The organism is Acidimicrobiales bacterium (assembly GCA_035536915.1).
Classification (GTDB): Bacteria; Actinomycetota; Acidimicrobiia; order Acidimicrobiales; family JAHWLA01; genus JAHWLA01.
In genome coordinates, this window is record DATLNE010000010.1 from 50,351 (window position 1) to 63,261 (window position 12,911).

The 12,911-nt window shown below is 70.9% G+C and carries 16 protein-coding genes; 9 read left to right on the forward strand and 7 right to left on the reverse strand.

Annotation, left to right across the window (positions count from 1 at the left end):
* Positions 1-79: 79 nt before the first annotated feature.
* Entirely contained in the window at positions 80-280 is a 201-nt protein-coding gene (locus VM938_02940) for a hypothetical protein (GenBank protein ID HVF73980.1), read from the forward strand.
* 20 nt (positions 281-300) lie between these two features.
* Complete coding sequence (locus VM938_02945) at positions 301-558, forward strand: amphi-Trp domain-containing protein (protein ID HVF73981.1); 258 nt, start codon at positions 301-303, stop codon at positions 556-558.
* A gap of 51 nt (positions 559-609) precedes the next feature.
* On the opposite strand, the gene VM938_02950 is transcribed toward VM938_02945, so the two are convergent.
* Together VM938_02950 and VM938_02955 are read right to left on the reverse strand one after the other, a co-directional pair.
* Positions 610-1,464, reverse strand: a complete 855-nt coding sequence (locus tag VM938_02950) for a hypothetical protein (protein HVF73982.1) — start codon at positions 1,462-1,464, stop codon at positions 610-612.
* A 178-nt stretch (positions 1,465-1,642) separates the two neighbouring features.
* Positions 1,643-3,013, reverse strand: a complete 1,371-nt coding sequence (locus tag VM938_02955; protein ID HVF73983.1) for an AlkA N-terminal domain-containing protein — start codon at positions 3,011-3,013, stop codon at positions 1,643-1,645.
* Between the two features lie 116 nt (positions 3,014-3,129).
* Between VM938_02955 and VM938_02960 the strand changes: the two genes are divergently transcribed.
* The gene (locus tag VM938_02960) at positions 3,130-3,606 is read left to right on the forward strand and encodes a methylated-DNA--[protein]-cysteine S-methyltransferase (GenBank protein HVF73984.1); all 477 of its coding nucleotides are present in this window, start codon (positions 3,130-3,132) and stop codon (positions 3,604-3,606) included.
* Between the two features lies 1 nt (position 3,607).
* Here the strand turns inward: VM938_02960 and VM938_02965 are convergent, their stop codons facing one another.
* From VM938_02965 to VM938_02975, 3 genes are read right to left on the reverse strand one after another with little or no spacing between them, the layout of a single operon-like run.
* Positions 3,608-4,255, reverse strand: a complete 648-nt coding sequence (locus VM938_02965; GenBank protein ID HVF73985.1) for a L,D-transpeptidase — start codon at positions 4,253-4,255, stop codon at positions 3,608-3,610.
* Entirely contained in the window at positions 4,252-5,307 is a 1,056-nt protein-coding gene (locus VM938_02970; GenBank protein ID HVF73986.1) for a C40 family peptidase, read from the reverse strand. Before VM938_02970 ends, VM938_02965 begins: the two co-directional genes overlap by 4 nt.
* The gene (locus VM938_02975) at positions 5,304-6,422 is read right to left on the reverse strand and encodes a D-alanyl-D-alanine carboxypeptidase (GenBank protein ID HVF73987.1); all 1,119 of its coding nucleotides are present in this window, start codon (positions 6,420-6,422) and stop codon (positions 5,304-5,306) included. Before VM938_02975 ends, VM938_02970 begins: the two co-directional genes overlap by 4 nt.
* A 256-nt stretch (positions 6,423-6,678) precedes the next feature.
* Between VM938_02975 and VM938_02980 the strand changes: the two genes are divergently transcribed.
* The 4 genes from VM938_02980 to VM938_02995 all read left to right on the forward strand — a co-directional run bounded on the left by VM938_02980 (position 6,679) and on the right by VM938_02995 (position 8,607).
* The gene (locus VM938_02980; protein ID HVF73988.1) at positions 6,679-7,182 is read left to right on the forward strand and encodes a hypothetical protein; all 504 of its coding nucleotides are present in this window, start codon (positions 6,679-6,681) and stop codon (positions 7,180-7,182) included.
* A 2-nt stretch (positions 7,183-7,184) separates the two neighbouring features.
* Positions 7,185-7,805 carry a hypothetical protein gene (locus VM938_02985; GenBank protein HVF73989.1) on the forward strand — a complete coding sequence of 207 codons (621 nt, stop codon included), beginning with the start codon at positions 7,185-7,187 and terminating at the stop codon, positions 7,803-7,805.
* Between the two features lie 213 nt (positions 7,806-8,018).
* On the forward strand, positions 8,019-8,222 hold the full coding sequence (locus VM938_02990; GenBank protein HVF73990.1) for a cold-shock protein: 204 nt from the start codon (positions 8,019-8,021) through the stop codon (positions 8,220-8,222).
* A gap of 103 nt (positions 8,223-8,325) precedes the next feature.
* Positions 8,326-8,607, forward strand: a complete 282-nt coding sequence (locus tag VM938_02995; GenBank protein ID HVF73991.1) for a GlsB/YeaQ/YmgE family stress response membrane protein — start codon at positions 8,326-8,328, stop codon at positions 8,605-8,607.
* Between the two features lies 1 nt (position 8,608).
* Here the strand turns inward: VM938_02995 and VM938_03000 are convergent, their stop codons facing one another.
* On the reverse strand, positions 8,609-9,703 hold the full coding sequence (locus VM938_03000; GenBank protein ID HVF73992.1) for an LCP family protein: 1,095 nt from the start codon (positions 9,701-9,703) through the stop codon (positions 8,609-8,611).
* A 137-nt stretch (positions 9,704-9,840) separates the two neighbouring features.
* Between VM938_03000 and VM938_03005 the strand changes: the two genes are divergently transcribed.
* Positions 9,841-10,875 carry a sigma-70 family RNA polymerase sigma factor gene (locus VM938_03005; protein HVF73993.1) on the forward strand — a complete coding sequence of 345 codons (1,035 nt, stop codon included), beginning with the start codon at positions 9,841-9,843 and terminating at the stop codon, positions 10,873-10,875.
* A gap of 601 nt (positions 10,876-11,476) precedes the next feature.
* On the forward strand, positions 11,477-11,695 hold the full coding sequence (locus tag VM938_03010; protein ID HVF73994.1) for a hypothetical protein: 219 nt from the start codon (positions 11,477-11,479) through the stop codon (positions 11,693-11,695).
* A gap of 53 nt (positions 11,696-11,748) precedes the next feature.
* Here VM938_03010 and VM938_03015 read toward each other — a convergent pair whose 3' ends face one another.
* Positions 11,749-12,846 (reverse strand): hypothetical protein, encoded by a 1,098-nt coding sequence (locus VM938_03015; GenBank protein ID HVF73995.1) that lies wholly within the window; start codon positions 12,844-12,846, stop codon positions 11,749-11,751.
* Positions 12,847-12,911: the final 65 nt, after the last annotated feature.

Consider the following 12,911-nt stretch of genomic DNA (forward strand, 5'->3'; position numbering starts at 1 on the left):
ACCTCGGACATCAGAGTGCACGAGGGCTGATTGCCCTGCGTTGAACCCGAGACCCTTTGCCCTACGGCGACAGTCCGACGTGTCCGTCGTCGACAGTGAGGTTCTTATTGTGTCCATCATTCCCGGGACCGTGGTGTTCGTGCCGTTGAAGAGGCCTGCGAACACCCGGGGCAACGCTGTCGTCGGCGGCGTCGCATCCGACGCACCGCCCCAGCTCTGTCGTGCCGCGATGGCCAACGAGAATCCGACTCCCATGCCTGCGCTGCTGATGCGCAGCTGAGACGTGGCAGAGTCGTCGACATGGCCGACGACCGTGACGTGGAGAAGGGGTACAGCACCCCGGAAGTAGTGGCGAAGCTGCGACGCCTCGCCGACGCACTGGAATCCGACAAGCCGTTCCGCATCCAGATTGCAGGCGAGCGCATCCTCGTGCCGCGCCACGCCGAGTTCAGCATCGAGCACGAGCGGGAGGACGACGAGGAAGAGATCGAGTTCCAGTTGAAGTGGACGCGGGCCCAGGCTGAGGCGGCGGACGAGCCGGAGGGTTCCGACGTCTGACTGACGATGCCCGGGCCGGCGCAACGGCCGGCCCGGGCACGAGTCAGGCGGCTACCAGGAGCCGTACAGCAGCGAGTAGTCGCTCCACCGCACCGCGTACGGGGCGTCGTACCAGGCGTACCAGGTGCCCCCGTAGTCGTTGTAGTCGACGTCGGCGGTCCGGGAATCGGTGGTGTCGATGTAGTAATCGCTGTGCACCACGTCGGCGCTCGGGTGGTACAGCACCTTGTGCGATGCGCTCATGGCCACGGCCGATGTCTCCGACACGATCTCGTCGTTGTACGACCCCACGGCCGTCCAGTCGGTGCCACCGGAGCCCTGCGGGTTCGGTGCGTAGGTCCCCAGCCAGTTCACGAACGAGGAACCGGGCCGCATCTGCTCGCACTGGGTGGTCCAGCAGAAGCTCGCCCAACCCGTTCCCGAGTGCGGCGTGCCCAGGGTGACGGTGTCTTCGACGTACAGGTACGGCGGGAAGTCGGCGTGGCGGCGGGCCGTCTGGGCGAGGGCGTAGCGGGCGATGAGGCCGCCCATGGAATGGGCCACGATGTCGACGGTCACGCCCTTGCTCGAATACTCCCGATAGAGCATCCAGGCCAGTTCGTACCCGAGGTGTTCAAGGCGGACGTAGCGGTCATAGGAGTTGGTGCCTGGGTCGTAGTGGACGCCGGCGGTGCCGTAGTTCTCAAGTGCGCGGGTGCAGTTGACGTCGCCCTTGTAGTAGCGGACGGTCACCTTCGGGCCGGTCAATCCCCAGGACCGAAGCGTGTTGTCCATGTTCGACCACATGTTGCAATCGGTGCCGTCGCCGAAGGCGTTGTACCCGTGGATGTACACGACGGGCTTGCTGCGGTTGTCGGTACGAGCCTCGGCCGCAGGTGTCGGCAGGACGATGAGTGCAAGGATCACGCCGAACGCGGTCGCGACCTTGCCAAGACGGCTGAACATGATTTCCCCCAACCCCAGCCCCACAGGACGATCCCGGGTGGCCGGGCGGCGAGACTTTCGTTCCGAAGTTGGCCGCTGTCAAGCGACTCTGGTCAATCGCACAAAAACGGGCGAAATCCCCCACCTCGGCGACGAGGAATCACGTGTCGGCGAACCACAGATGCACGGCGCCCAGCGCCCGCCACGGCGACCATCGGGCCGCCACCTCGGCGAGCGGTGCATCGGTGAGCCGGGCCAACGACCGCCGCAGCCCCAGGTCGCCGACGGGCAGCGCGTCGGGCTCGCCCAGTCGCATGGCGATGTACTGCGCCGTCCACGGCCCGATGCCGCGCACTTCGGTGAGCGAGGCCACCAGTTGATCGACACCGACGCTGCGGTCGAGCCGCACGTCGCCGCCTGCGACCGCGGCGGCGAAGGCCCGCACCGCGGCCGCCCGCGCCCGGGTGAGCCCGCAGCCGTCGAGGTCGCCGGTGGCCACCACCTCTGCGGTGGGGAAGGTGTGGGTCAGGCCGAGTTGCTGCAAGCCGGGCACCGGCGTGCCCAGCCGTTCGACCAGTCGCCCGGCCAGCGTCGTGGCCCCCGCCACGCTGACCTGTTGGCCGACGATGGCGCGCACGCCGATCTCGAACGCGTCCCAGGCGCCGGGCACCCGCAACCCTGGCCGGGCGGCCACGAGCGGCGCGATGACCGGGTCGTCGCCCACGTGACGCAGTGCCTCGGAGAGCGGCGCGTCGAGGGCGAAGATGCGACGAGCTCGTTCGACCACGTGGATCAAGCCGTCCCAATAGGGCAGGTGGGCTCGCAGCAACAGGTGGTCGGGCCCGCCCTCGCTGATCTCCAGCACGCCAGGGTCGCCGTCGACCACCACCGTGCGCCGGTACACGCCGTCGGCGACGTCCTCCACATGGGGGATGGCTCGGGCCGCGGCGTAGGCGAGCAGCCGTTCCCAGTCGAGGGGACCGTCGAACGGGAGCCGGAGCACGAGCCCGCCGTCGGCCACCAGTCGGTCGGCGCGCCGACGACGAGCGCGCAACTCGCCGGGCGACGCCCGGAAGACCTCGTGGCACGCCCGGTTGAGCTGGCGCAGGCTGCCGAACCCGGCGGCGAAGGCGATGTCGGTGACGGTGAGGTCGGTGTCGTCGAGCAACCGCCGGGCGAAGTGCGCCCGCCGCGACCGAGCCAACTGGTCGGGCGTGACGCCGACGTGTTCCGCGAACAGCCGCCTGAGGTGGCGGGCCGAGATCCCGAGCCGGGCACCGAGGTCGGTTTCCGTGCCGCCGTCGAGCGCCCCGTCCACGATCAGTTGCACGGCCCGGCAGACGAGTTCGGGAGCGGACAGCTCCGTGGGCTGCGGCGAACGATACGGCCGGCAGCGGAGGCACGCCCGGAACCCCGAGGCTTCGGCCGCTGCCGCCAAATCGAAGGACCGCACGTTGGCCGGGTTGGGCTTGGCCGGGCACCCGGGCCGGCAGTAGATGCCGGTGGTCACGACGGCCGAGAACGTGCTCATGCTCTCGGTATAGCGACAGGAGGCACGGTCGGGCCGGACATATCCGGACATGCTGACAGGCTGTCCGAATCTGTCCGGCATCGGACGCCGGCATGCGTCATCCTCAAGCCATGCCGATGACGCTCTGGACCCGCACGCCGTCGCCCATCGGCGACCTGCTCCTCGTCGGCGACGGCGACGTCCTCAACGGGCTCTACGTGGCCGATCACGAGAAGTGTGCCGTCATCACCTCGGAGTGGAAACAGGACGACGACGCCTTCGAGGACGTCAGGCGGCAGTTGGGCGAGTACTTCGCCGGCACCCGGCGCACGTTCGACCTGCGCATCGAACTGCACGGCTCGCCGTTCCAGCGCCAGGTGTGGGACGCGCTGCTCGAGGTGCCCTACGGCGAGACAGCGAGCTACGGCCAGATCGCCCGCCGCCTGGGCCGTCCCACAGCGGCCCGTGCCGTCGGGGCCGCCAACGGCCGCAACCCGGTGTCGATCATCGTGCCGTGCCACCGGGTGATCGGCGCGAGCGGCACCCTCACCGGCTACGGGTGGGGGACCGACCGCAAGGCCTGGCTGCTCGACCACGAAGCCCCAGCCCGGTAGCTCAGGGGCGGATGCGCACCGGCGTGCCCAAGGGGACGCGGCGGGAGACCTCTTCGGCGTGGTCGTCGCGCAGGCGGATGCACCCGGCCGTGACCGCCCGGCCGATGAGGTCGGGCCTGCCCGTGCCGTGGATGCCGAGCCGGCCTTCGCCGCCGTTGAAGTCGTGGAGCACCTCGGAGAACCCCGACAGCCCCAGGGCATACACGCCGTACAGCGGGTCGGGCACGTCGCGTTTGACCGAGCTCTCGACGTAGAAATCGCCCACCGGCGTGGGCGTGCGGGGCTTGCCGACGGCGACGGGCGCATCGAGCACCACCCGTGCACCCCAGCGCAGGGTGAGACGGCGGGCGCTCACCGAGACGTCGAGCCGGTAGCGCGTCTCCGTCAGCCGCACGTCGTCGGCCCGCACCCACGCAGTGCTCCCGTTGGGTCGCAACGGCACCTTCACCCGGAGCCACTCGCCGTCGCACCCGACGACGAGGAACACCACCGGCAGGCCGAAGGCGTCGGGGTGGTCGAGGTACCGCCACGGCAACGGCGCACCGGCGCGGCCGTAGAGGGGTACCCGGTCGACCGCAGCGCGGGCCACGACAGCGGTGGCTCCCTCGGCAAACGGCCAGGCGACGGCGTTCACCGGCGTCACGCTCATGGGGTCACCCGTGCTGGTTCGCAGGCGTAAATGCGGCCCCCCGCGTCGAGCAGGCGGCAACCGTCGTCGGACACCGCCATCGCCACCACCGGTTCCTCGGTGCGGCAGCCGCCCACCGGTTCGGCGTCACCGAAGGCCGACACTTCTCCCGCCGCGTCGGCCAGCCAGTAGCCCAGGCCCGACGGCGTCGCCGCCATGGCGACCACCGGCACGGTCGCCCCCGCTCGACCTCCGTACTGGCGGGCGTCGCCGTGGGCGGACACGCAACCGGTGGCGTGGGCCACCCAGTACCCCAGGCCCGACGGCGTGGCGGCCATTGCCATGGCCGGGCCTCGGCCGTCGCCGTGGTGGCCTGCGTCCCCGAAGGCCGACACCCGCCCTCCGGAGTCGACCGTCCAGTAACCCGGCCCGGTCGGCGTGGCGGCCATGGCCACCACCGGCGCGGGTGCGTCGCCGCAGGCCGTGGCGTCACCGAAGGGCACCACCCGTCCGTCGGCCGAGGCGACCCAATAGCCGAGTCCCGACGGCGTGGCCACGATCGCTGCGGCCCGCCCCTCGATGCCCGCGCCGCCGACCACGCGGCCGCTGCGTTCGAGCACCAACCCGCCTGCCAGCCCGATGGCACGCCGCACCTCGTATTGCCACGGCGGCACCTCGCCGGCGACGCCGGGCCTGCGCACGCCGAGAGGACGGCCCTTCTCGGCCGGCGCGATCACCCGCACGCCGCCGCCGATCGACGAGGCCTCCACCACCTGCCCGTCACCGACCCAGATGACGACGTGGTTCACCCCGCGGTACGGCGGCCCGTTCGCCAGGGCGTTGTCGTAGAACACGAGGTCGCCTGCCTGCAGGTCGTCAATGGGCGAGGGCGGCAGCGCCTGCAACTGGTCGATGGAGGCGCGGGGGAGGGCCACGCCGGCCAGCCCCCACGCCCACTGCACCAAGCTGGAGCAGTCGAACGAGCTGGTGTCGACGGCCGACGCTCCGTACTCATAGGGCCGCCCGACCATCGACAGCGCCAAGGCGACGGCGACCTCGCCTGCGAGCGTCATTGCTCGACCAACGCCACCACGGCGGCATCGACGGCAGCCGTGGCGTCGGCCTGCGAAGGCGCGCCGGTCAACGTCACTGCGAAGCGCAAGGAACGGCCCGATGTGGTGGTGGCGTAGCCCGCCAGGTTCACCGTGCCGTGCAGGCGCCGGGTGCCGGTCTTGGCCTGGACCGCCCCTGCCGCTGCCGTGCCGCGGAACCGAGCCGCCAACGTGCCCGAGGTACCGGCCACGGGCAGGCAGCGACGGAACGCGTCGCCCACGGCGGTGCCCGCCATGGCCCGCAGCCACGCCACCTGGCGCCGCGCCGTGTCGGTCGTCGCCGCAGCCAGTCCCGAACCGTCCGCGCTCGTCGTGCCGCCGGCACGGGGAACGCGGAGTCGTGCCGCGACGGCATCGACGGCCGCCAACCCGCCTGCCGTGGTGCCGCCCCCCAGTTCCTTGGTGAGCAGTTCGGCGGTGAACGAATCGGACGCCCGCACCATGTCGGCCACGATCGACACCCAAGGCGCCGAGCTGTGTTCGGCCACCACGACGGCGTCGGCCGGTGCGACGCCGAGGCGCCACCCGCCGCCGACCGCCACCCCCGCCTCCCCCAAGGCGTCGACCACCCGCACCGCGTTGGCGGCTACCGGGTCGGCCACGTAGTCGTCGTCGCGTCGGTACCGGTTGCGGTCGAGCACGAAGGCCGACAGCGGCCCCATGAAACCGGGGACGTAGTAGTCCTTCCATCCGGGCACGGAGCACAGGCGGTCGTGGCGGGTGTCGTCGACCACCAACGAGCGCACCTGCCTCACCCCGGAGGCAGCCGCCGCGGCGCACAGGCGCGCCAAGTCGTCGGCACCGAAGGTGGGGTCGCCCGACGCCACGAACACGAGGTCGTCGCCCGTCGTGCGCAGCGAGGTGCAGAACCGCAAGCCCGGTCCCGCGTCGAGCAGTACCGCCCCCGCGGTCGACAGCTTCTGCAGCGAGTTGCTCTCCAGCACGAGGTCGCCGCCGATGTCGACGACCACGCCCGCCCCCTCCTCCTCCACGACGACGGCAACCGCCGTGGCACCGCAGCGGAAGAGGGGCTCGGCCGTCGACGCGGCGGCGTCAGCCCCCAGGGTGGTGGTCAGCCGGGATACGCGACGCGAGCGCCGCCTGTGACCTCGGTGGCTTCGCCTTCTTCGGGAGCCAGGTCTTCGACCTCGTCGTCGGCCGGTGCGTCGTTCTCGTTGTCGGGCATCGTTCGCCCTCCTTCGTCTCGCGGAAGACGGACAGTACGAACGGCACCCCGAGCCGTCAAGGGTCGCCACGACCCGATGCTTACTTTTGCTAGCAGAGGGGTAACAGTTGTGAACACACCCACCGACTGCGGAGGAAGCAAGCACAGTGACTGACTACGAAGCCGAGAGCACGGCCGGCGGCCTCCTCGGCAAGGTTGCGGGCAAAGCCAAGGCGGCGTTCGGCACGGTCGTCGGCGACGACGACCTGGCGCGCGAAGGCCGGCTGCAGGAGGCGTCGGTCGACGCCGAGGCCGAGGCCCAGGTTCGCGAGGCCGAAGCCGAGCAGCGCCGTCGCGAGGCGGAGCTGGAAGCGTCCAAGGACGAGGTCGAGCTGGAGCGCAAGCGCCTCCAGGCCGAAGTGTCGGCCGAGCGCCAGGAAGAGGCGGTCGAGCAGCAACAGCGCCGGCAGGAGCAGGAAGCCGAAACCCGTGCTGCCCGCGAGGCAACAGCGGCCGAGGCCCAGCGCCAGGCAGGCGAGCAGACGGCAGAGACGATGGAGGAGCAGGCGGCCCGCAAGCGGTTGGACGACGCTCGGGAAGCCGCTCGATTGGCAGAAGAAGCGCGTCGTGCCGAGGCAGTGGCCGACGCCATCGACCCGGAGGTGCAGTGACCATGGACATCAAGACGATGCAGCGCAGCGCGCTCGACCGCTATCTGCGGACGGTGCGGTTCCCGCTCGACAAGGCGGTCGAGTTGCTCGACCGTGACGGCGAGCGCAGTGGCGCCGTACGCCTGACCCTCGACCGGGCCGACGCCGCCGTCCGCGACGTGGCCGGGCGCATCTGGCGCGACGACGAGTTGCGGGCCGAGGCCACTCGCCGTCGCGTGGCCGCCGACGAGCGGGAGCGGGCGCTCCGCCTCGAAGCCGAGGCGGAAGCCCGCTCGACTGAAGCCGACGCCGAGTTCCGCCGCCGCCAGGAGCAGGCCGAGCAGCGCCGCCTCCAGGCCGAGCAGGCGGCCGAGCAGAAGCGCCGCCAGGCCGAGGAGAAGCGCCAGGCCGAGAAGCGCCAGGCCAACGAGCAGGCCGCCCGGAGCAAGGCCGCGGTGCGCAAGTCCGCCGCCAAGGTGGAGACGGCCATCGAGAAGCAGGCCCGCGAGGCTCGCTTGGAGCAGCTCGAAGGCGAGGCCGCCGCATTGGAGAAGCAAGAAGCCGCCGTCGTCACCGAGAACGAGGCGCAGCGGCTGCGTAAGGCCGCCGCCCAAGCTAAGGCGGCTCGCAAGCAGGCTCGCTGAATCAGGCGTCGTACCAGGGAGCGGCCCGGCACCACGGGGCCGCTCCCTTGCGCGTGCGGCCGCGCCCGAGTGCGGCCATCGCGTGACATCTGTCGCAAATGACGTACCCTGGGCTTCGTAGCCCGGTCGCAGACCACGCCGGCCGGCTGCCGACGCAGGTCTCCGTTAGGACTCCCGCTGAGTTTGTTGCGTGGAGTACAGGAGCAAAACGAAATGGCAGTCGGTACCGTCAAGTGGTTCAACGCCACCAAGGGCTTCGGTTTCATCACCCCTGATGAGGGCGGCGAGGATCTCTTCGTCCACCACACCGCGATCCAGATGCAGGGCTACCGCGAGCTTCCCGAGGGACAGCGCGTGGAGTTCGAAGTGACCCGTGGACAGAAGGGCCTTCAGGCCGGCAACGTCCGCATCGTCTGAGCGACACCACTTGATCGAAGGGGCCGCCGAAGTGCGGCCCCTTCGTCGCGTCCAGGGTGAGGTCACGCCGCCGTTGGGTACATGCGGCCCAGGAGGTGACCCAATGAGTCTCATCGCGATGTTGATCATCGGGCTGTTTGCCGGGCTGCTGGCCCGGCTGTTGGTACCAGGCCGTGACCCCATGGGCCTGATAGCCACCATCGTGCTCGGGGTCGTCGGCAGTTTCGTCGGCGGGTTCCTGGCTCGGGCACTGTTCGACGACACCAACGGCGTCCGCCTCTTCGGCGCCACCGTGGGTGCGGTGATCGTGCTGCTGGTGTGGAACGCCTTCGTCGGCCGTCAGCGCCGCGGCGCCCGCGGCATGACGCGCCGCATGGTCGCCTGACCTAACAGGCAGCCGAGGCCACGGTCGTGGTCGTCGTCGGCGGCGGCGCAGTGGCGGCCGTCGTCGACGTCGACCGGCCCCGGCGGGCGGTGGTCGTGGTGGTGACGGCCCGTACCGTCGGCGGCCTGCCCGAGAACCGCTCGAGGATGGGCCGGGCCGCAGGCTCGTCGATGTAGACGACGGAGTCGTTGCCCGCCCACCCGGCGGTGGCGGGCACGGCCAGCATCTCGACGTCCTCGGGCGCCAGCGACCGCAAGCGGGTGGCCATCTCTCTCATCTCGTCGAACTCGAACTCGTCGTCGACGGTGAGGTCGGCGGTCACGTCGGCGAAGAGGGAGTTGAGGGTGAGCGGGTTGCGGGCGGCGACCAGCGCCTTGCGCAGCACCAGTCGCATGAACTGCTGCTGGCGCTCGATGCGCCCGAAGTCCTGTCGGGGGTCTTCCTGCCATTGCCCGTTGCGGTAGGTCAGGTGGTGGCGGCTGCGCACCAGGTCGAGGGCGGCATTGCCGTCGAGGTGCACGCACCCCGGTGTGCGGATGTCGAGGCCCGTGTAGCGGTCTCGCACCGGGGTGGCGAAGTAGTAGTCGACCCCCGACAGCGAGTCGACGACGTTTCGGAACGTCTTGAAGTCGAGCTCCACGTAGTGGTCGATGGGGATGTCGAGGGCGTTCGACACCGTGGCCACCAACCGCTTGGGCCCGCCCGCGAAGGCGGCGTTGACGCGGTTGACCGACCCCGTTCCCATGATCGGCACCCACAGGTCGCGAGGGATCGACAGGATGGCCGTGCGCCGCTCGCGGGGGTCGACCCGCACGACGAGGATGGTGTCGGTGCGCTTGCCACCCGCTTGGGCCTCGGTGCCGAACGCACGGCGCTCCGAGGGGTCGACGACCGCCCGCGAGTCGGAGCCCACCACCAGGATGTTCACCGCGCCGCCCGGGTCGGATTCCGGCGCGCCGCCGTCGATGTCGACGCGGTCGATCTGGCGCAGCCGCCAGGCCACGTAGGCCGACACGCTGCTGGTCGTTACCAAGGCGACCGCCACCGCCACGTTGAGGCCCACCAGCGCGCGGCGGGCCAAGCGGGTCTTCGGCATGGCGAAAGTCTGGCCTACCGAGGGGGTTCGTGGCATTCGCGTCCGGCCCAACCCTTGAACGACGCCCGCGTGGGCCGTAGCGTGTCCTCATTGGGGGACGGTGTCGCCCGCTGGGGCTGCACCTGGGGAGGTGCCCTGTGACGACGACTGGGCCGGATCACGACGTGGTGCTCGATTGGGACGCGGTCTTCCGCCAGTACGGGCCGGCGGTCCGGGCCTTCGTACGGCCACGGGTCCCGCCCGCCTGCGTCGACGACGCCGTGCAGGACACCTTCGAGCGGGCGTTCCGCAGCCGCCACCGGTTCGACGTGTCGCGGCCGGTGTGGCCCTGGCTCGTCACCATCGCCAAGCGAGCGTGCATGGAAGCCCGTCGCCGCCACCCCGCCGAGACGGTGGTCGACCTGCGCGACGACGGGGCAGTTACCTACGCCGACCCGCACTTCGAGCTGGAGCGACGGATGCAGGCCAGCGCCATTTCCCAGGCGCTCGACGGCCTCACACCGCGGCACCGGCGCCTGTTGGTGGGGTGGGAGATCGAGGGACGGGCGTTCGAGTCGCTGGCTGCCGAGGAGGGCCTGACCCGCCAAGCGCTGAAGTCGGCCATCTGCCGGGCCCGCAACGGCTTCCGCCAGGGCTACGCCTCCGTCGTCGAACGCACGGGACTCGCCGCCTTCGCCTTCGGCCGCCTGCTCGGCCGCATCCGCGACCGGGTGCAGGCCATGGCGCCCGGCGCCGATGCACTGATCGGCGGCGTCGTGGTGGGCATGGCCACCGCGGTAGCCCTGTTGGCAGCCGGGCCGATCGACAGCTCGGCGGCCACGCAGCGCGACCATGCGGGCACGACCCGAAGCCCGTCGGATGCCGCGCCGCGCCTCGACGTACCCATGCCCTTTGGCGCGGGCAGCCTCGGGGGCACCGGCGGCGTGGCGAGCGAGCCACCCGGCACCATGCCGCCCGACCCCGGGGCTCCCGGGCGCACGCTCGTTCCGAGCGCAGGCGGGAGTGCCGATGTCGCCGTGACCCCGAACGGCACGGTGGGCTTGGTCTCCGTGCACTGGCAGGACGACACTGTCGGCGGCAGCCTTCAAGTCGAAGTCGGGATCAAGTGTTCCGGCCGTACGTCGGACGCGGTGTGCATGGTGGCCCGCTCGGTACCACGCCCGCTGAGCTAGGGAAGAGGGACGCGGAGGTCCACAACGAAGCCGTTCGGCGTTCCCGTCGGGTGGCCTGTGCCTGTGTAGCGCGGGCTCAGCGTGACGTCGTGCAGCCACGGCGTATTGGTATGGGGCACGCAGCCGTTGTTCACGTATGTCGGTGAAGCCGCTTCTCGCGTGACGTACGCCGTCAAGTACACGCAGTCGGCCTTCGCCGGACCGACTGCGGCCGGCGTGGCCAGGAGACCCGCCCCTACTGCCAACGCCACTGCGGCGCGCCTCGTCGTTCGACCCCTCATGGGTTTCCCCCCTTTGTGCATTCGCACGGCACGGTGCCGTCCTCCGAGGAAACTTCGGCTCGGACCGGAACCAACCCTGCTTTCGCCGGAATTAACCGCAGTGACCCCCGACCCCAAGAAGGCCGTGAAGACCTTGGCTGCCCGTTGCGAGACCGAGCCCGGCTCGGTCGTGAGCGAGCTCTTGGCCCGCCTGCAGCACCGGTCCGACGCCCTCGTACGCATCCTGGGCGGCGAGTCGTTGCGCTTCGAGATCGTGCTCACCAGTTGGACCGTGCAAGAAGCGTGGATCGTGTTCTCGCCGCCTCGGGAACGTGGCCGCCGTGACACGGCGGGAGATGCTGGGCTGCGACCGCCGCCCTCATGTGCTGTTCCGGGGCCGCCCCGAGGACATCCTCGCCGTGGCCCTGGGGGTGACGCCTGTCGAACAAGCGGTGGCTCGGGGCGTGTTCATCCCCCTCGTCCCCGTGGCCCGGTTCACCCGGCTGCTGCGGCTGGTCTCGCAGGACCTGCTGGCCATGGCCGACGCCGAGGCTGCTTGAGGGGCCGGCTCAGTCGTCGGCGGGCCGGGTGACGTCGTCGGGCAGGCGTTCGCTCATGGCGAGCGTGGTACCCAATCGTGGCGCCGCAACACGGCGGCCGTGTCGAGCCGCATGCGGTCGAAGGGCTGGTCGAGCGCGAGGCCGGTCTGCTCCTCCACCCGCCGGCGGGCGTTGGGGTCGGCGTCGAGGCGGTCGAGCAGCGTGGTGACCTCGTCGTCGGGCAGGTCGAGCAGGCCGCCGAGCACCCGCCGCACGAAGGCGCGAGCTTCGTCAGGCCCGGTGCCGGCCACGAACCGATAGACGCTGAGGTCGTCGGCCCGGCCGCCTCGGCCGACTTCGCGGGCCATGGGGACGAGCGCAGCCACCTCCCGGTAGGCGTCGTACGCCGAGCCGGAGCCCCCCGTCGGTGCGGTCGCGAGTACAACCGCCCCATGCTCCTTTGCCGTCGCTTCAGCCAGGGCGACGACGTGCGCCCACGCGCTCTCGTCGGCCGTCACCGCCACCGGGGCATGCATGGCCGGGGCCGAGCGCACCACTCCGCCGACGCCCCCCACCTGCGCGGTGAAGGCGGACGCCGAGGCAGCCAACGGCGCCGGGTCGTCGCCTGCCGTGGCGGGGAGCGTGAACACGATGACACCGTGACGACGGGTGGGCTCGAGCAGGTGGGCCAACTCGGAGGCACTGTCGAACGGGTCGACCCGCGGCGCCGGGCGACGACCCAGGGCATCGAGCCGGGTGCCCGCTGCGTGGCCTTGCGCGACAGCTTCCACGGCGCGCTGGGCGAAGTCGAGCGCTTCGTCGGCCAGGCGGGCGAGTGCATCGACAGCGGCCTCCGGCGGGGCGGCAGGCGGCACCAGCGAGACCAGGTAGTGCCATGAGGCGGCCATGGCAGCCCGCAAGTCGCACAGCACGTCGTCGACAGGTCGCCCTGCCGCCGCACGAACGCCGCCGACGGCTTCGATCTGTTCGAGTTCGGCCAGGGTCAGCCGTCGGCGGTTGCGTAAAAGGTCGGCGAAATGACGCACCACGTGCCGAGCAGGGTTGTCGTCCCCGACCGCCGTCGCCATCCCGTTCGGGTCGACCTGCAACCGGTCGATCATCCCCTCGAAGATGTCGTTGTGCCACGCCAGCCCGCGTTCGGGCGTGTTCATGATGAGGATACGTAGCAGTTCAAGAGGGGCCCTGCAAGCGGTGTCACCCGGGGGTGACACCGGGA